Here is a 17,426-nt window from a genome sequence, read left to right as displayed (position 1 = left end):
CCGTGGCCTCCGACACCCCCTCCGCCCTGCCCCTGCCCCCCAGCGGAGCGCGGGGATGCCGCGAGCGAGCTGGCACCGGGCCGTGCGAGGGCATGCTCGCACGCGGCATCCCCGCGCGGAGCGTCCCTACCGCCACCACCCGTCCTGCGGTGTGACCGGCAGGTGCCGCTTGTGTCGGGTGGCGAGGTACTTCGCCTCGATGCGCTCGGCGACGGCGGGATCGACCTCCTTGCCCTCCAGGTAGTCGTCGATCTGCTCGTAGGTGAGGCCGAGCTCGTCCTCGTCCGGGCGGCCGGGCTGCCCGTCGAGCAGGTCGGCGGTCGGCACCTTCAGGTACAGCCGCTCCGGGGCGCCCAGCGCGCGCAGCATGGCGCGCCCCTGCCGCTTGGTGAGGCCCGACAGCGGCAGGATGTCGGCCGCCCCGTCGCCGAACTTCGTGTAGAAGCCGGTCACGGCCTCGGCGGCGTGGTCCGTGCCGATCACGAGCATCCCGTCGTGCCCGGCGATCGCGTACTGCGTGACCATGCGGATCCGCGCTTTGATGTTGCCGCGGTTGAAGTCCGAGATGTCCGAGCCGAAGGCCTCCTCGATGTCGGCCTCGATCCCGTCCACCCCGTGCTGGATGTTCACCTCGACGGAGCGGTCGGGGGCGATGAACTCCAGGGCGGCCCGGGCGTCCGCGGCATCCGCCTGCACGCGATACGGCAGCCGGACGGCGAAGAACGACGCCTCGCCCCCGTACTCGCGCACGCGCTCCACCGCGAGCTGCGCGAGCCGGCCCGCCAGCGTCGAGTCCTGACCGCCGGAGATGCCGAGCACGTAGCCCTTGGTGCCGGTGGCGGTCAGGTAGTCGACGAGGAACTGCACGCGTGCCTCGGTCTCGGTGGTCGGGTCGATGTCGGCCTGGACTCCCAGGGCCTCGGCGATCTCCTGCTGCATCGTCACGGTGTCCTCCTTCGCTGGTACCAGTGTCCACCTGACAGGATGGATGCGTGAAACTCCTCGTCGCCGCCCTCGAATCCGAGCTGCAGGCGTTCCCCGCAGAGATCCCCGGTTTCGACCGGCTGGTCACCGGTCCCGGCAAGCTCAAGGCGGCGTACGGGCTCACCCGCGCCCTCGACGCCGGCGACTACGAGGAGGTTCTCGTGGTCGGCACCGCGGGCGCGGTGGAGGAGGACCTGCCCGCGGACGTGTACGAGGTGAGCGCGGCGATCCAGCACGACGTGCAGGACCTGGACGGGATCGTCGGTCAGCACGTCTCGCTGCCGCCGCGCGTGGAGACGGGACGCGAGGGGCTGACGATCGCGACCGGCGACATCTTCGTCGACGACGCGGATGCCGTGGCCCGCATCCGCTCGCTCGGCGGCGTGCTCGTCGACATGGAGACCTTCGCGTTCGTCTGGGTGGCACAGCAGTTCGGGGTGCCGATCCGGGTGCTCCGGGCGGTGTCGGACCGTGCGAAGGACGGCGCGACCACGATCTGGGACGACATGGTCGCGGCGTGCAGCGCCCAGCTGTGGGCCTACGTGAAGCGCGAGTACGGCCTCGAGGACGCCCCGGAGGTCTCGAACACGCGAGAGCGCTAGGACGTTCGGAACGCCGCTTCGACCACGCTCGGCCCGTCCGGCAGGGTGCGCACCGTCAGCTGAGCGGGGATCTGCTCCTGCATGGCCTCGACGTGGCTGATCACTCCGACGGTGCGCCCGCCCTGCCGTAGCTCGTCGAGGGTGCGCATCGCGATCTCGAGGGTGTCGGCGTCGAGGGAGCCGAAGCCCTCGTCGATGAACAGCGTGTCCAGCCGGATGCCGCCGGCCCGCGCCGTGACGACCTCGGCGAGTCCGAGGGCGAGTGCGAGCGAGCTGAGGAAGGTCTCGCCGCCGGACAGCGACCTGGCGGGGCGGGTCTGCCCGGTGTACGCGTCGTGCACGACGATGCCGAGGCCGGAGGCGGCGCCGCGGGCCGCGAGGGCGTCCGAGTGCTGCAGCCGGTACCTCCCCGACGACATCTCGCGCAGGCGCAGGTTCGCCGCATCGACGATCTCCTCGAGCTCCGCGGCCAGGACGAAGGTCTCCAGGTTCATGCGGTGCGTGTTGCCGGAGCGGCCGGCGACGGCATCCGCGAGTCCGCGGATCGTCTCGTAGTCGGCCGTGTCGGCCGCCGAGACGCGGTGTTCGGATGCCGCGCCGTCGATGGCCGCGGCGAGGGCGGCGTTCACGCCGTCGATGCGGCCGGCGGCCTCCACCGCTGCGATCCAGGCGGCGCGGGCCTCCGCGGCTGCGGCCGTCGCCGGCGCCAGGTCGATCGGCTCCTCGGGCAGGGTGAGCAGCTCCAGTTCGAGGAGGATGCCGCGTTCCTTCTCGCGCTGGACGGCGTGCTGGGTGATGCGGTCGTCCAGCCGGGCGATCTCCGCCGCAGGCAGCAGTGCGGCCTCGACCTCGGCGGTGTCCCCGAACGGGGACGTCTCCAGGGCCGCCGCGAGATCGGCGTCCGCGTCGGCGGCGGCGGTCTCACGGACGAGCCGGTCCTCGATGGCGTCCGCGGCGCGGGTCGCGGCGTGGATGTGCGCGCCGGCCTCGGCGAGGCGGTCGGCGACGGTGGCGTGCGCGCCGCGCGCGGCGGCGATCGCCCGCTGGGCATCCTCGGCCGTCTGCCGGAGGAGGGCGAGCCGCTCCCGCGCCGCGGCCTGCTCCTGGGCGGCCTCCGTCTGCCGGCGCTCCACGTCCTCGGCCTGAGCGGTGCACCGGGCCAGGGCGGCGTCCAGGGCGAGGGCGCGTTCGGCCGCGGCTTCGGCCTCGGCGTGCGCGGCGGATGCCGTCTCGAGCACGGCCTCCGCCGCGGACGGGCTGAGGCCCCGTGAGCGCTCCGCGGCGGCCGCGCGCTCGGCGCGCCGCTCGCCGAGCCTGCTCTCCGCCTGCCGTTCGGCCCGGGCGGCGTCGTCGCGGCGCGCCTCGGCGTCCGCGATGTCCTCGGCGGAGACGGGATCGGCGTGCTCGGCCGGGGACGGATGCTCGGTCGCCCCGCACACGGCGCAGGGCTCACCGGGGACGAGCGCGGTGGCGAGCTCGCCGGCGAATCCGTCCAGCCGCCGCTGGCGCAGGCGGGCGAGCGCGGTCTGCGCCTCGGCATGGGCGGTGGTGAGCTCGGCGAGCCGTCGCTCGGCCGCCGCGATCTCGTCGTCCAGGCGCGCCACCTCGGCCGCGGCCGCCCGGCAGGTGCGGGCGTCCTCGACCGCCCGGGCGAGGTCTTCGGCACGATCTCCGGCGCGCCGGGCGGCGTCGCGCTCCGCGGTCAGCTCGGCGATGCGGCCGGGGAGTTCGGCACGCTCGGCCTGCAGAGCGGTGATCCGCTCCCCCGCCGCCGCGGCCTCCTGCTCGGCCTCGGCGAGCTCGCGCTCACGGTCGGCGCTCCGCTGCTCCAGTTCGGCGGCGCGCTGCCACGCTCCGCTCTCCCGTGTCAGGTCCGAAGCGAAGGCGCGCAGCCGGGTGACGTCCCCGCTCCCCTCGGCCGCCGGCGGGAGGTCGCCGTCGGTCTCCGTCTGCCGGCACGCCGCCGCCACCGCGGCAGGCAGAGCGTCGCGGGCCTCCGACTCGCCGCGCTCGGCGTCGGCGAGCGCGGCCTGCGCCCTCCGCGCGGCGGCGATCACACCGCGCAGCGCCTCGGCGGCCCGGCCGAGGTCGCGGCGCCGCCGGTCCGCGGCGATCTCGTCGGCCTGGGCGTCGAGCGCGGCGAGAGCCGCGCGCGCCCGGTCGCGCTCGGTCTGCGCCTCCCGCTGCCGGGTGAGCTCGGTGAGCGCGGCATCCGCGGCCTCCAGCCGCTTCTCGGCGTCGGCGCGCTCGGCGGCGAGCCGCTCCGCCCGGTACTCCGCCCGGGCGAGGGCACGCTGCAGCGTTTCGAGCCGTTCCTCGGTCGTCGCACCGCCCGCCGCGGGGCCGGAGTCGCCCCACAGCTCAGCATCCGTCGCGATCCGCTCCGCCTCCTCGAGCCGGGCCTCGATCGTTGCGCGCCGGGCGGCGAGGCTCTGCTCGGCGAGGCGCCGCCGCTCGTCGAACCGCTGCTGGTAGTCCTCGAAGCGCTCGGTGCCGAACAGCCGGCGCAGCAGCTTCTGCCGCTCCCTGCTGTCGGCGAGGAGGAAGTCGGCGAAGCGGTTCTGCGCCAGCAGGATCACCTGCAGGAACTGCTCCTGCGACAGCTGCAGGATGTCGGCGAGCTCGTTGGCGACGTCGACGACGCGCGCGGCCCGGCCCACCCACCCGGCATCCGTGAGCTCCTCCAGCGAGGCGGACGGCGCCTGCGTCGTCATGCCGCCCCCGCGCTTGGCGGGCCGCTCGTAGGAGGGCGAGCGCGTCACCCGGAACCGGCCGGCGACGGTGCTGAACTCGACTGCGACCGAGGTCGGGTCGTCCGGTTCGCAGTGGTCGCTGCGCAGCCGCTTCTCGCCGCCGTCGTAACGCGGGACGCCGCCGTACAGGCCGAAGCAGACCGCGTCCAGGATGCTGGACTTGCCGGCGCCGGTGCGACCGCCGATGAGGAAGATGCCGTCGTCGGCGAACGCGTCGAAGTCCACCACCTGCCGGGACCGGAACGGGCCGAACCCCTCGACCTCGAGTCTGTGCAGTCGCATCCGCGTCCCTCAGATGAGCGCCTCGGCGCGCACCCGGTCGTCCAGCACGTCGCGGATGAGCTCCGCCTCCCGCTCGGTCGGCCCGGCGCCGTCGCGCACGTGCACCAGGAACGCCTCGATCCGCTCGGTGTCGGTCACGGCGGTGCGCAGGCGCTGCGCATACGACCGCTCGTCCGCCGCCGGCCGGGCCGACGGCTGGTGCTGCACCATGGCGCAGTACGGGAACCGTTCGCGCAGCCGGCGCATGGGCTCGTGCTGCGGCAGCGCGTCGGTGTAGACCGCGCACACCCAGCTCTCCGCGTGCGCGTCCGCGTTCGCCGCGGTGAGGATCTCGTCCAGCGTGCCGGTGAGCGTCACCAGCGCCCGCGGCACGGGCAGCGGAAGCCACTCGACGCCGGCCAGGCCGTCCGCGTCGAGCTCGACCAGCCACGACCCGCGCTCCTTGTGCTGTTCGCCGAAGCTGTAGTGCAGCGGAGCCCCGCAGTAGCGGACCCGGTCACTGACCTGCTGTCGGCCGTGGATGTGCCCCAGAGCGACATAGTCGGGGCCATCGAAGGCCGCGAGCGGGACGACGTCCAGCCCGCCCTGCCGCACCTCGCGCTCCAGCCCGGCGGTGGCGTCCACCCCCGCCGCGAAGCAGTGCGCGATCGCGACGGCACGCCCCGGATGCGCGTCCATGCCGGCCCGGACCAGGTCCATGGCGTGCGACATCGTCTGCGCCTGTGTGCGCAGGACGGGGCCGTCCTCGCCGTGCGCCCAGTGCTGGCGCACGATCGACGGCTCCAGATACGGGATGCCGAAGAAGTGCACCGGCCCGTGCTCGTCGGCCACGGTGACCGGGGTGGCGATGGTGCGGGGATCGGTGAGGACGTGGATGCCGTCGCGCAGCAGTCGCGAACGGAAGCCGAGCCGCGCAGCGGAGTCGTGGTTCCCGCTCGTGACGATCACGGTCGCCCCGGTCTCGTGCAGCGAGGCCATCGCCTCGTCGAGCAGCGTGTAGGCGGCCGCCGCGGGCGTGGCCGAGTCGAACACGTCGCCGGCGACGACGACCACGTCCACGGCGTGCTCGCGCACCTGCTGCACCAGCGCCTCCAGCACGACGGCGAGCGCGTCGAGCGTGGAGTGCCCGTGGAACGTGCGGCCGATGTGCCAGTCGGAGGTGTGCAGGATTCGCATGCCCTCACGGTACGGACCGCCTCCGACATCGCCGCCGAGGCGTGCCGCGAAGGCCGGACACCGGGCATCCGTCACCCCCGCGACGGCGCCGACGGAGATCCTTCAGCCGCGACGGAGCAGGTGCCGGTATTCGGGGTGATCGGCGAACCACTCGGCGACGTACCAGCACACCGCATCCACCGTGCGGTCCCCGCGCGCCGCGATGTCGGCGACCGCCCCGGCGACCACCTGCGCGGCATACCCCTTGCCGCGGTAGGCGGGGATCGTGAACGCGCGCGTCAGGGCTACCGTGCGGCCGTCGTCGCGGTAGTCGAGCACGCTGACCAGGACGCCGTTGCGCATCAGCGTGTAGCGCGAGGCGTCCTTCTCGTCGGTGACCACGAATCTGGTGTCGTCGGCGGGCAGGCTCACGCGACTACGTTACGCCGGGTTGCGGCGGCAGGGCCCGCGCCGGGCCGTCACGTTTTGACACGGCGGGTCACGATCCGACATAATCCCACCCATGACCACCAACGCACGCCCCATGTCCGCCCAGGAGGCGAACGGGACTGCCGGCATGATGATGGCCGGCCGCGTTGGCATGTGTTGCCGAATGTGTTGCTAAGGCGCAACCTCCCCGCCCGACTCATCCCTCCCCGCATCTCTGGGGAGTGAGTCCCGAGCACCCACCCTGTGCTCCTCTCCCACCGGCTCCGCCCGGTCATTCGTGCAACGCATTCAGAGCCCGACGGCTCGACCTCCCCTCCAAGGACCCATCATCATGTCGAACACCGCTCTCCTCGACCGCCCCGCCACCGCTCCCGTCCGCGCCGTCCCGGTCCGCCAGGTCACCGACCCGCAGAGCGCGGATCTGCCCTCGGTCCGCTCGCCGCGAGGCTTCGCCCTGTACGTCGGCATCGACGAGATCAAGGCCGCCGAGGCCGGCGTGAGCCTCCCGCTTCTCGTCGACGCCCTGCGCCGCACGCTCGCCGAGCTCGCGCCGAAGGCCGAGACGCACGCGACCGTCGCCCTCGCCCCGCACGGCTCGGGTGGCCGCGACCTCGACGTCGTGCGCCTCGCCCTGCAGGAGCCCGGCGCGATCGCCCGCGCCAAGGCCGCCACCGTCGAGGAGAAGGACGAGGAGTCCGGCGTCGTCGTCGACATCTCCCGCAAGCGCGTGCTGCTGGACGGCGAGTCCGCGTCGTTCACCTACAAGGAGTTCGAACTGCTGCAGTACCTGGTGCTGCGCGAGGGCCGCACCATCGAGCGCTCCGAGCTGGTCGCCGCCCTGTGGCAGGCGTCCGACGAGGAGGCCCCCGGCGAGCGCACCATCGACGTGCACGTGCGCCGGCTGCGCGCGAAGCTCGGGCGCTACGAGGACATCGTCCGCACCGTGCGCGGCGTCGGCTACCGCTTCGACCGTCACGCGGACGTCGTGATCCGCTACGGCCACGGCACCCCCTCGCCCGACCGGTTCTGATCCCGCGGCGACGGCAGCACGGGGTGTCGACGTCGCCCGGCAGGCGATGCCCGCGCGGACGATGCACGGGATGTCGCTCGCGGCGCGTAGGGTGAGCGCATGACGTTGATGGCGGATGCTGCGCCCCAGGCAGCTGCGCCCTCGGATGCTGCGCCGCGGGCCGTGACGCCCGCACGCCACGCCGTCTACCGCCCGCCACATCCGGTCGATCTGATCAGCACCGTCGGGAGACTGCGACGCGGCGGCACCGACCCCACGATGGTGATCGACGGCCCCGCGATCTGGATGGCGTTCCGCACCGCCGCCGGCATCGCCACCCTCCAACTGCGCGCCGCGCGCGGCGAGATCCGCGCCATCGCCTGGGGTCCCGGCGCCGGCGAGGCGCTGGATCGCGTGCCGCGCCTGTGCGGCGCCGACGACGATCCGACCGGATTCGACGTGTCCCGGCATCCGCTTCTCGCTGACGCGGCACGGCGGAACCCGGGGATGCGGCTGGGCCGGACCGACCGTGTCTTCGACGCGCTGGCCTGCTCGATCCTCGAGCAGAAGGTCACCACCATGCAGGCGTTCGGCGCGTGGCGCCGGCTCGTCTCCAGCTACGGGGAGCGCGCCCCTGGGCCGACGCCGCGGCCCCTGTTCGCCGCACCGGCACCCGAGGTCTGGTACCGCATCCCGTCCTGGGCGTGGCATCGCGCCGGGGTGCAGCCGCCGCAGTCGCGCACCCTGACCGCCGCCGCGATGCGCGGACCCAGCATCGAGCGCGCGGTCCGCGCGGCCGCGACCGGCGAGGAGCGCGACCGCGTGCTGACCAGCCTGCACGGCATCGGCCCGTGGACCTCGGCGGAGACGCGGGTGCGCGCTCTGGGCGACCCGGATGCGGTGAGCGTCGGCGACTTCCATCTCGCGCACCAGGTGGGCTACGCCCTCACCGGGCAGCGCACCGACGACGCCGGGATGCTCGAGCTGCTCGCCCCGTGGAAGGGCCACCGTCAGCGGGTGATCCGGCTCATCCTGGCATCCGGCGTCTCCGAGCCCCGGCGCGCGCCCCGGCTGGCTCCGGAGGACCACCGCCGCCGCTGAGCGCGACTCAGTAGTACACCGCGAGCGGCCCCGACGGCCCCTCGACGACCCGCACCTCGGTGTCGAAGACGCGGGTGAGCACGGCATCCGTCATGATCTCCTCCGGCCGCCCGAACTCGACCACCCCGCCGTCCTTCATGGCGCAGATGTGATCGGCGTAGTGCCCGGCGAAGTTGATGTCGTGCAGCACGATGACGATGGTGCGCCCGAGCTCCTCGGCGGCCCGGCGCAGGTGCTTCATCATCTGCACAGCGTGCTTCATGTCGAGGTTGTTCAGCGGCTCGTCCAGCAGCACGAACTCGGTGTCCTGCGCGAGCACCATCGCGACGTACGCCCGCTGCCGCTGCCCGCCGGAGAGCTCGTCCAGGTAGCGGTCCTCCAGCTCACGCAGGTCGAGGAAGTCGATCGCGCGGCTGATGATCTCCTCGTCGGCCCGGTTCAGCCGCCCCTTCGAATACGGGAAGCGCCCGAAGCCGACGAGCTGGCGCACGGTGAGGCGGGTGATGAAGTGGTTCTCCTGTCGCAGGATCGAGACGATCTTCGCCAGGTCCGCCGACTTCGTCGAGGTCACGTCGTAGCCGGCGATCTCGATGCTGCCGGCGTCCATCCCCATCAGCCGGCCGATCATGGTCAGCAGCGTCGACTTGCCGGCGCCGTTGGGCCCGATCAGCGCGGTGATGCCGCCGGTCGGGATCCTCAGGTCCACGGGACCGATCGCGACCTCGGTGCTGTAGTTGCGGCGCACGCCGTCGATGGTGATCACAGTCGCCCCTTCCGGAGGATGACGATGAGGAACACGAGGCCGCCGACGAGCTCGATGACGATCGAGACGACGCCCTGCGCGGAGAAGATGGTGCGCATCACGACGTACGCGCCGGCGATGATCGTGAACGCGATGAGCACCGCGACCGGGAACACCAGCCGATGGTCGTAGGTGTCGGCGACCTGGTAGGCGAGCGTCGCGACCAGGAAGCCGAGGAAGGTCATCGGGCCGACCAGGGCGGTGGAGGTCGCCATCAGCACCGCCACGAGGAACAGCACGATCATGAGCTCCCTGCGGTGGTCGACGCCGAGGGCCCGGGCGGTGTCGGCCCCCAGCGCCATGATGTTCAGACGCCGCGCACGCATCCACAGCAGAGCGGATGCCCCCGCGCAGAGCGGGACGGCCAGCGGCAGGAGGGAGGCGTCGGCGTTGGAGATGTTCCCGAACAGGCGCGCCGCGAGCACGTCGAACTCGCTGGGCGTGAGCAGCCGCTGCATGAACGTGGCCACCGCGCCCAGGCCCCCGCCGAGGACGATGCCGATCAGCAGCATGATCTGCAGGTTCGCGTAGCGGCCGGACAGCAGCCAGCCGTAGAGCAGCATGGCCAGACCCACCATGAGCGCGATCTGCAGCCCGAACTGCCACAGGCCCTGGATGGCCACGAGGCCGGCGACCCCGAAGAAGTACACCGACGAGGTCTGCACCGCCCGGTAGAGGGACTCGAAGCCCATGATCGACGGCGTGATGATGCGGTTCGTCGTCACGGTCTGGAAGCTGACCGTCGCCACCGCCTGGCAGACGGCGACGATCGCCATCACCGTCACGTTCGTGAGCCGGCGATGCGCGATGCGCCAGAAGCCCTCCGAGCCGACCGGCATCGGATTGTCCCCGGCGAGCAGCGCGAACGCGAAGCCGGCGGCGGCCAGGATGAGCACGGTGAGCACGAGGGCGTAGCGCCGTCGCGCTCCGGGCGCGGAGAGCGGGCCGGATGCCCGCGCGAGGACGCCGGACGGAGCGAGCATGCCGGTGGCGGTGACGGGCCTAGGCACGACGACGCTGCCTCAGCAGGAGCAGGATGAACACGGCGGCGCCGACGACGCCGAGGATCAGGGACACGGGCACCTCGAACGGCATGATGATCGTGCGGCCGATCAGGTCGCACACGGTGACGATCGCGATGCCGAGCAGGCAGACCCAGGGCAGGTTGCTGCGCAGGTCGTCGCCGCGGACCATCGAGACGATGTTCGGCACGATCAGCCCGAGGAAGGGCAGGTTGCCGACGACGACGGTGACCACCCCGGTCGCCACCGCGATGAGCACGGTGCCGAGCAGGATGATCCGGTCGTAGTTCAGCCCGATGCTGGTCGCGATCTCCTCGCCGAGGCCGGCGACGGTGAGCCGGTCGGCGACGACGAAGACGACCGCGCCGGCGGCGGCCACGATCCACAGCAGCTCGTACTGACCTCGCAGCACCGAGGTGAAGCTGCCGGCGAACCAGATGCCCAGGCTCTGCAGCGTGTTGGTGGCCAGGGCGAGGTAGGTGGAGACCGCGCCGACGACGGCGCCGAGCATGATGCCGACGATCGGGACGATCAGGGAGGAGCGCAGCGACACCCGGCGCAGGAACAGGAAGAACACCATGGTTCCGAGGAAGGCCGCCAGCACGGCGCCCGCCATCCGGAGCGGGATCGACGGCTGCGGGACGAGCACCATGACGGCGAGCAGCCCGAGGCCCGCCCACTCGGTGGTGCCGGTCGTCGTCGGCTCGACGAAGCGGTTCTGCGTGAGCAGCTGCATCACGAGCCCCGACATCGCCATGGCGGCTCCGGCGAGGACGAGGGCGATCGTGCGCGGGACGCGGGTGATCTGGAACATCTCCGCGCCGTCCGCGGCCCCGGCGATGTCGTACACGCCGGTGAACAGGGAGAGGACGAGGAGCGCGGCGACGACGAGGACCCCGACGAGGAGCCGGGCGTCGACGAGCCGCCCGGTGCGGCGGGACGGCGATGCGGTGGTGGCGGTCATGCTGAGGACGCCGCGGCGGCGGCATCCGGGGCTGTGCCGGATGCCGCCGCCGGCGGGATCACTTCTTCTTCGCGGCCTTCTCGAGGGCGTCGGCGAAGTCGTTGAGGAACGTCGTGTAGGTCTGGATGCCCTCGTTGAGGTAGGTGTCCGTCGGCATGTACACGATCTGGCTCTCCTGCACGGCGGTGACGGATGCGAGTGCCTCGGTGCCTTCCAGGATCTCGGCGGCCTGCACGTAGTCGGGGGTCTCATCGGCGAAGACCGCGTCGCGGTCCATCACCAGGATCCAGTCCGGGTTCGCCTCGGCGATGGCTTCCACGGAGATGTCGTCGCCCTGGTGGTCGTCGGTCGCTTCCGGCACCTCGAGCGCCGGGGTGAGACCGAGGATGTCGAACACGGGGCCGAGGGTGCGGCCGACCGCGGGGGCGATGTAGCCGATCTGCCCGCCGGAGGTGGTGACGGCCATGACCGTGTCGGCGTCGTCGTACGCCTTCTTCGCACGCTCGATGGCGGCCTCGAAGTCGTCGACGAGCCTCTTCGCCTCGTCCTGCTTGCCGAAGATCTCACCGAGCACGGTGACCTGCCGCTTCAGCTCGGCGTCGAACGGCTCGCCCTCGCGGGGGTCGAGCTCGAGCACGGTCGCGTCCGGCACGAGCTCCTCGAAGTCGGCGTGGTACTGGGCGAAGCGCTGCCCGTTGATGATGAGGTCGGGGTCGGCGGCGACGACGGCCTCGAGGTCGGGCTCGTTATGCGTGCCCAGGTCGACGATGCCCTCGTCGTCGACGTAGCCGACGGTGTCCGGCATCAGCGAGACGGCGGCTGCCGAGAGCTCGATGCCCCAGTCGGACAGGGTCTGGAAGGTGCGGTTGTCGGTGGCGACGACGGATGCCGGGGGCGCCGCGATCTTCTGCGTGCCGTTGTTGTCCTCCACCGTGACCGTGCCCGCCGCGGGCGTGCTCTCTTCGGGTTCGGTGGCCGCCTGACCGGAGCAGCCGGCGAGGGCGAGAACGGTCACGAGACCGAGACCGGTGGCGGTGAGGATTCTGGGCACGGACATGGAGAGACTCCTGTTCTGCTGTGTGTTGGTGCGCGAAGAGCGCCGATCGAGCCGGTGCGAGGCGACCCCGCCGCGACTCGAATGTAGGTTAGCCTTACTTTATGAGATCCACGAAATCCGGCTTCTCGCTCGAGCGCCGCGGCCTCGATCTCCGCTTCCGCTCCGTGGCACTGGGCGCACGGGAGTGGCTCGCGCCCAACTACGTGCGCGTCCAACTGACCGGACCGGAGCTGGCGGGCTTCGCCTCGCTGGGCGCGGACGACCACATGCGGCTGTTCTTCCCGGAGGGCCCGGTGTCCTCGATCGAGGAGATGCGGGCCGCGCCGAGCCGCGAGTACACCCCGCTCGCGTGGGGCGAGGACTGGCTCGACGTCGAATTCGCGGTGCACGGCGACGAGGGCGTGGCCGCACGCTGGGCGGCCACGGCGGAGATCGGCTCCGTGATCGGCGTGGGCGGCCCGCGCGGCTCTGCGGTGCTGACCGGCACGCCCTCATCGTGGCTGCTCGTCGGCGACGAGACGGCGATCCCGGCGATCCGGCGCTTCGCCGCGCTCATCCCCGCGGATGCCCCCGCGCGCATCGTCGTGGAGACGGCGACTCCCGCGGACGAGGTCGACATCGACGCCCCGGTCGCGATCGAGTGGCTGCACCGCGGCGACGCGCCGGCCGGCTCGGCGCTGATCGCCTTCCTCGAGGGGCTCGGCGCGACGGATGCCGTCGGCGCGGACCCGTTCTGCTTCATCGCCGCCGAGCAGCAGATCGTCAAGCCGGGGCGTGCACTGCTGGAGCGCTGGGGCGTCGACCCGGCGAATGCGGTCGTGAAGGGCTACTGGAAGCGCGGCGAGGCGGAGTACCACGCCCCGCACTGAGACCCGCTGCCCGCGCCAGGCGAGACCGCCAGGCGCGGCGGTTCCTCCCGCGCCCGGGGGATCGCGCAGACTGGATGCATGGCGCTTGTGGATCATCTGGGCATCACGGTGGACGACATCGAGCGGGGACACGCGCAGTTCGGCCCGGTGATCGAGGCTCTCGGGTACACGCTCGGCACCGAGGAGGAGGGCGGGATCTCGTGGCACTGCGGCGACGAGACCGAGATCATCATCTACGCCCCGCGCGAGACAGACTCCGGACCGCACCGGCACGGACGGGTCGGCTGGCAGCACCTCGCGTTCGCGATGGACTCCCGCGACGAGGTGGACCGTCTGCACCGGGTCGCGGTCGACGCCGGCTGGCACGTGGTGCGCGAGCCGAAGCCGTACCCCCGGTTCTCGGACCGGTACTACGCCTCGTTCGTCGAGGACGACAACGGCATCCGCATCGAGTTCATGCACAACCCGCCGGCCGAACTCCGCGAGTAGCCCGCGCACCGCCCCGCCGACGAGACTTATCTTTCAGCACGAAACCTCACGGCTGTCGTGCAGTCTCATGCCAGGACAGTAGTCTCGATGGATGGCGGCGTGAACAACGGCTCCGCCGGACCCGGATGCGGCGGCGACGAAGGGTTGCGCCGCCCCGCCCCCGGGATGAGACTGAGCGTGCCGCGACGGCCTGCCGCGGCATCCGTTCGTCGAAGGAGCCCGACGTGCCCACCCTCAACCCCTACCTCACGTTCCGCGACAACGCCCGCGTGGCCCTCGAGTACTACCAGAACGTGCTCGGCGGCTCGCTCGACATCATGACCTTCGGCTCCATGCCCGACATGGGCTACGACCCGAGCGAGAGCGAGCTCGTCATGCACGGACAGCTCACCACCGACGACGGCATGGTGCTGATGGCGTCCGACACGCCGGGCGGCATGGAGTATCGGGAGCCGCAGGGCGTCTCGGTGTCGGTCAGCGGATCCGAGAGCGACCGGCTGCACGCGATCTGGACCGGGCTCAGCGACGGCGCGACGGTGACCCTGCCCCTGGAGCCCGCACCGTGGGGCGGCGAGTTCGGCATGCTCGTCGATCGGTTCGGGATCGCGTGGATGATCGCGATCGACAACTGACGCGAGAGAACCTGCGCCTGACGCCCGACGCTCCGGTTCAGGCGTGCGCCTCCGCCGCTCGCATCCGCTCCGGGGCCCGCTCGGCGAGCTCCCGCGCGGTGCTGACGAGGACGCGGTGCATCGCGGCGGCGGCCCGCGTGGAGGTGATGTCCGACCGGTGCGCGAGGCTCACGGTGCGGGTCAGCGTCGGCTCCACCAGCCGCACCGACCGGAGCCCGGGCCGGTCGAGGAGCACCATCGCCGGCACCACCGCGACGCCGAGACCGCGCTCGACGAACCGCAGCACGGTGTCCATCTCCGCACCCTCGACGACGATCGACGGGGTCAGCGCGGCCGCCCGGAAGACGGCATCCGTCACGGCGCGCAGCGCGTAACTTCCGGGGAACGCGATCAGCGGCAGCCCGGCCAGGCGCCGGAGGTCGACGGTCTCGCCCTCGGCCACGGGCGGCTGGGCCGCGGACGAGACGACCACGAGCTCCTCGGTGAGCAGCGGCACGCGCACCAGCGCCGTCCCGGATGCCGGCATCCCTGCCGACGCGGTGATGAGCGCCAGGTCCAGCACGCCGCCGGCGAGCTGTTCGATCAGCAGATTCGACCCGCCCTCGGTCAGCTGCAGATCCACGCCCGGATGCGCCGCACGGAACGTGCTCATCGCCTCGGCGACCAGGCTCACGCACAGCGTCGGCGGGGCGCCCAGCCGCACGCGGCCGCGCTGCAGCCCGGCGAGCTCCGCCATCTCCGCGCGGATCGCGTCGGCATCCGCGAGCATCCGCTTCGCCCGCGGCAGCAGCGCCTCGCCTGCGGCGGTCAGCCGGATGTTGCCGCGCGCCCGGTGGAACAGCTCCGAGCCGAGCTCCTGCTCCAGGGTCGAGATCTGTCGGCTCAGGGAGGGCTGTGTCACATGCAGCAGTTCGGCGGCCCGGGTGAAGTGCCCGAGGTGCGCGACCTCGACGAAGCTCCGCAGCTGCTCCAGGTTCATGTCGATACCATAGCCGTATCGTCACCAGTGGCACAATTCATTGGAGTTATCGAAACGCGGTTCCTAGCTATTCTTCCCCGCGAGGACGACGGGCGCATCTCGCAGCGCTTCTTCGGGGCGCACACCTACCGCCGCACCGCGTTCGCCGGCGACTACACCGGGCTCGAGATCCAGCGCACCCTGGTGCGCCGGGCCGAGCACCTGGGGGTGCCGATCCTCGACGGCGTCTACATCACCCGCATCCTGGTGCGCGACAACGTGGTCTTCGGGGCGTACGGCTTCGACCAGAGCGACGGCACCCGCCTCCTCATCCACGCGGATGCCGTGATCCTCGCCGCGGGAGGGCACAACCGGATCTGGCGGCGCACGTCGTCGCGCCGCGACGAGAACACCGGCGATTCCTTCCGCCTCGCGGTCGACGCCGGCGCCGGGCTGCGCGACCCGGAACTGGTGCAGTTCCACCCGTCCGGGATCATCGAGCCGGAGAACGCGGCGGGCACGCTGATCTCCGAGGCCGCCCGCGGCGAGGGCGGGATCCTGCGCAACGCGCTCGGCGAGCGCTTCATGGAGCGCTACGACCCCGAGCGGATGGAGCTGTCCACCCGCGACCGCGTGGCCCTCGCCGCGTACACCGAGATCAGCGAGGGGCGCGGCACCGAGAAGGGGGGCGTGTGGCTCGACGTCTCGCACCTGCGGCGCGAGACGATCATGAACCGGCTGCCGCGCGTCTACCAGACCATGCTCGAGCTGCAGATGCTCGACATCACCGCCGAGCCGATCGAGGTCGCCCCGACGGCGCACTACTCCATGGGCGGGGTGTGGGGTGCGCTCCGAGGACCACGGCACCGACGTCGACGGGCTCTACGCGATCGGAGAGGCCTCCAGCGGGCTGCACGGTGCGAACCGGCTCGGCGGCAACTCTCTCATCGAGCTGCTCGTCTACGGCCGGCTCGTCGGCCGGGCGGCGATCGAGCATGCGGCCTCCCTCGACGCGCAGCGCCGCTCGCCCGCAGCCGTCGCCCAGGCGCGGCGGGAGATCGACGACCTCCTCGCCGCCGACGGCCGCGAGAACGTGCGGGCGCTGCAGCGCGCGATCCGCAACACGATGACCGCGCACGCCGGCGTGGTCCGGTCCGAGGAGGGCCTGCGGGCGGGGCTCGCCGAACTGGACGCGATCGAGGAGCGGATGCACGACATCGGCATCCATCCCGACATCGCGGGCTTCCAGGACCTCGCCCACGCGTTCGACCTGAAAGCGTCCGCGCTGGCCGCTCGCGCGACGCTCGCGGCCGCGCGGGAGCGGCGGGAGACCCGCGGATGCCACAACCGCAGCGACTTCCCCGACCTCGACCCGCAGCTGCAGGTGAACCTCGTCTGGTCGCCCGCCACCGGCGTCACCCGTGAGGAGATCCCCGCGGTGCCGGAGGAGGTCGCCCGGCTGGTCCGCGAGGTGGACACGGCGGGGAAGCTCGTCGAGTGATCCGCTCCCCCGCGCCGGCTCACTCCCTGACGTAATGCAGCAGCAGCTCGCTCCCGGCCCGCAGCACGGATTCCAGCCGCATGCCCACCGGGGCCGCGGGGCCGTGGTCGGTGATCCGGCGCGTGGTGGCACCCTCAAGCCGGGGCGCGAGGGTGAGGTGCAGCGCGTCGACGACGCCGGCGTCGAGGAAGGAGCCGAACAGGCTCGGCCCGCCCTCGCTGTGCACGTGGCGCAGGCCACGATCGGCCAGCTCGTCGAGCAGCCGCCGGGGGTCGACGTCGTGCTCGCCGGTCTCGATGAGGTCCGCGACCTCCGCGAGCGCCTCCCGCCGGTCGGCCGGCGCGGTCGGCACCGTGCACACGATCGGGCGCACCGGGGCGTCGGCGAAGACCGCCGAATCCGGGTCGAGGTCGAGCCGGCGCGAGACGAGGGCCAGCACCGGATGCGGCGGCATGCCGCGCTCCCGCCGCCAGCGCACCGCGGGCTCGTCGAGCCGCAGGCCGCCGTATCCCTCGATGCGTGCCGTCCCGGCCCCGAGGAGCACGACGTCGGCGGGCCGGCGCAGCAGGTCGAAGAGCCGGCGGTCGGCCGGGTCGCCGAGCCCGCCGGAACGTCCCTCGTGGGTCGCGGCGCCGTCCAGGCTGGAAATGAAGTTCATCCGCACCCAGCGCCGCCCCTCCGGCATGCGGGTCTGTGCGAGGAGGTCGTCGTCGCTCAGGTCGGATGCCGGGTCGGGCCAGATGCGGTCGATGTGCGTCATGTCGCTCCTCTGCGGGACGGTTCGGTTCTGCGGGAC

General features: G+C 72.4%; 16 protein-coding genes and 1 pseudogene. 7 read left to right on the top strand and 10 right to left on the bottom strand.

Going from position 1 to position 17,426, the window contains the following annotated elements; translation table 11 throughout:
* Positions 1-126: 126 nt before the first annotated feature.
* Positions 127-939, bottom strand: coding sequence for an ammonia-dependent NAD(+) synthetase (nadE, locus tag JRG78_RS01770; protein WP_272653818.1), 813 nt, complete (start codon positions 937-939; stop codon positions 127-129).
* 53 nt (positions 940-992) lie between these two features.
* Here nadE and JRG78_RS01765 point away from each other — a divergent pair, with 53 nt between their 5' ends.
* Positions 993-1,586 carry a phosphorylase family protein gene (locus JRG78_RS01765; protein WP_259607289.1) on the top strand — a complete coding sequence of 198 codons (594 nt, stop codon included), beginning with the start codon at positions 993-995 and terminating at the stop codon, positions 1,584-1,586.
* Here JRG78_RS01765 and JRG78_RS01760 read toward each other — a convergent pair.
* The 3 genes from JRG78_RS01760 to JRG78_RS01750 form a co-directional block, all read right to left on the bottom strand.
* Entirely contained in the window at positions 1,583-4,621 is a 3,039-nt protein-coding gene (locus tag JRG78_RS01760) for an AAA family ATPase (protein ID WP_259607288.1), read from the bottom strand. The genes JRG78_RS01765 and JRG78_RS01760 overlap by 4 nt on opposite strands.
* Positions 4,622-4,630: 9 nt before the next feature.
* A complete protein-coding gene (locus JRG78_RS01755) occupies positions 4,631-5,797 on the bottom strand; it encodes an exonuclease SbcCD subunit D (RefSeq protein WP_259607287.1) in 1,167 nt (388 codons plus the stop codon).
* A gap of 102 nt (positions 5,798-5,899) precedes the next feature.
* Entirely contained in the window at positions 5,900-6,208 is a 309-nt protein-coding gene (locus JRG78_RS01750; RefSeq protein WP_336297698.1) for a GNAT family N-acetyltransferase, read from the bottom strand.
* Between the two features lie 349 nt (positions 6,209-6,557).
* Between JRG78_RS01750 and JRG78_RS01745 the strand changes: the two genes are divergently transcribed.
* Positions 6,558-7,256 carry a winged helix-turn-helix domain-containing protein gene (locus tag JRG78_RS01745; protein WP_259607286.1) on the top strand — a complete coding sequence of 233 codons (699 nt, stop codon included), beginning with the start codon at positions 6,558-6,560 and terminating at the stop codon, positions 7,254-7,256.
* 99 nt (positions 7,257-7,355) lie between these two features.
* A complete protein-coding gene (locus tag JRG78_RS01740; protein WP_259607285.1) occupies positions 7,356-8,336 on the top strand; it encodes a DNA-3-methyladenine glycosylase family protein in 981 nt (326 codons plus the stop codon).
* A 7-nt stretch (positions 8,337-8,343) separates the two neighbouring features.
* Here JRG78_RS01740 and JRG78_RS01735 read toward each other — a convergent pair whose 3' ends face one another.
* Genes JRG78_RS01735 through JRG78_RS01720 form a run of 4 tightly spaced genes read right to left on the bottom strand, consistent with a single transcriptional unit; the run spans position 8,344 to position 12,181 of the window.
* Positions 8,344-9,099, bottom strand: coding sequence for an iron ABC transporter ATP-binding protein (locus tag JRG78_RS01735; protein WP_259607284.1), 756 nt, complete (start codon positions 9,097-9,099; stop codon positions 8,344-8,346).
* Positions 9,096-10,121: an iron chelate uptake ABC transporter family permease subunit gene (locus JRG78_RS01730; protein ID WP_259608238.1), complete on the bottom strand. Its 1,026-nt coding sequence runs from the start codon at positions 10,119-10,121 to the stop codon at positions 9,096-9,098. The genes JRG78_RS01735 and JRG78_RS01730 overlap by 4 nt, the downstream gene beginning before the upstream one ends.
* A gap of 19 nt (positions 10,122-10,140) precedes the next feature.
* Positions 10,141-11,124 (bottom strand): ABC transporter permease, encoded by a 984-nt coding sequence (locus JRG78_RS01725; protein ID WP_259607283.1) that lies wholly within the window; start codon positions 11,122-11,124, stop codon positions 10,141-10,143.
* A gap of 58 nt (positions 11,125-11,182) precedes the next feature.
* Entirely contained in the window at positions 11,183-12,181 is a 999-nt protein-coding gene (locus JRG78_RS01720) for a siderophore ABC transporter substrate-binding protein (protein ID WP_259607282.1), read from the bottom strand.
* Between the two features lie 101 nt (positions 12,182-12,282).
* Between JRG78_RS01720 and JRG78_RS01715 the strand changes: the two genes are divergently transcribed.
* The 3 genes from JRG78_RS01715 to JRG78_RS01705 all read left to right on the top strand — a co-directional run bounded on the left by JRG78_RS01715 (position 12,283) and on the right by JRG78_RS01705 (position 14,171).
* On the top strand, positions 12,283-13,050 hold the full coding sequence (locus JRG78_RS01715; RefSeq protein ID WP_259607281.1) for a siderophore-interacting protein: 768 nt from the start codon (positions 12,283-12,285) through the stop codon (positions 13,048-13,050).
* 78 nt (positions 13,051-13,128) lie between these two features.
* On the top strand, positions 13,129-13,539 hold the full coding sequence (locus JRG78_RS01710; protein ID WP_259607280.1) for a VOC family protein: 411 nt from the start codon (positions 13,129-13,131) through the stop codon (positions 13,537-13,539).
* Positions 13,540-13,763: 224 nt separating this feature from the next.
* A complete protein-coding gene (locus JRG78_RS01705; RefSeq protein ID WP_259607279.1) occupies positions 13,764-14,171 on the top strand; it encodes a VOC family protein in 408 nt (135 codons plus the stop codon).
* 37 nt (positions 14,172-14,208) lie between these two features.
* On the opposite strand, the gene JRG78_RS01700 is transcribed toward JRG78_RS01705, so the two are convergent.
* Positions 14,209-15,150 carry a LysR family transcriptional regulator gene (locus tag JRG78_RS01700; RefSeq protein ID WP_259607278.1) on the bottom strand — a complete coding sequence of 314 codons (942 nt, stop codon included), beginning with the start codon at positions 15,148-15,150 and terminating at the stop codon, positions 14,209-14,211.
* A gap of 78 nt (positions 15,151-15,228) precedes the next feature.
* Between JRG78_RS01700 and JRG78_RS01695 the strand changes: the two are divergent.
* Positions 15,229-16,630 (top strand): annotated as a pseudogene (locus JRG78_RS01695) (FAD-binding protein); the annotation flags it as partial.
* 19 nt (positions 16,631-16,649) lie between these two features.
* Here JRG78_RS01695 and JRG78_RS01690 read toward each other — a convergent pair.
* Positions 16,650-17,390, bottom strand: coding sequence for a pyrimidine reductase family protein (locus JRG78_RS01690; protein ID WP_259607277.1), 741 nt, complete (start codon positions 17,388-17,390; stop codon positions 16,650-16,652).
* Positions 17,391-17,426: the final 36 nt, after the last annotated feature.

Source organism: Microbacterium sp. EF45047, from assembly GCF_028472845.1.
Classification (GTDB): Bacteria; Actinomycetota; Actinomycetes; order Actinomycetales; family Microbacteriaceae; genus Microbacterium; species Microbacterium neungamense.
The sequence above is the reverse complement of the archived record's forward strand: the minus strand, read 5'-3'. Positions and strand labels throughout refer to the sequence as shown.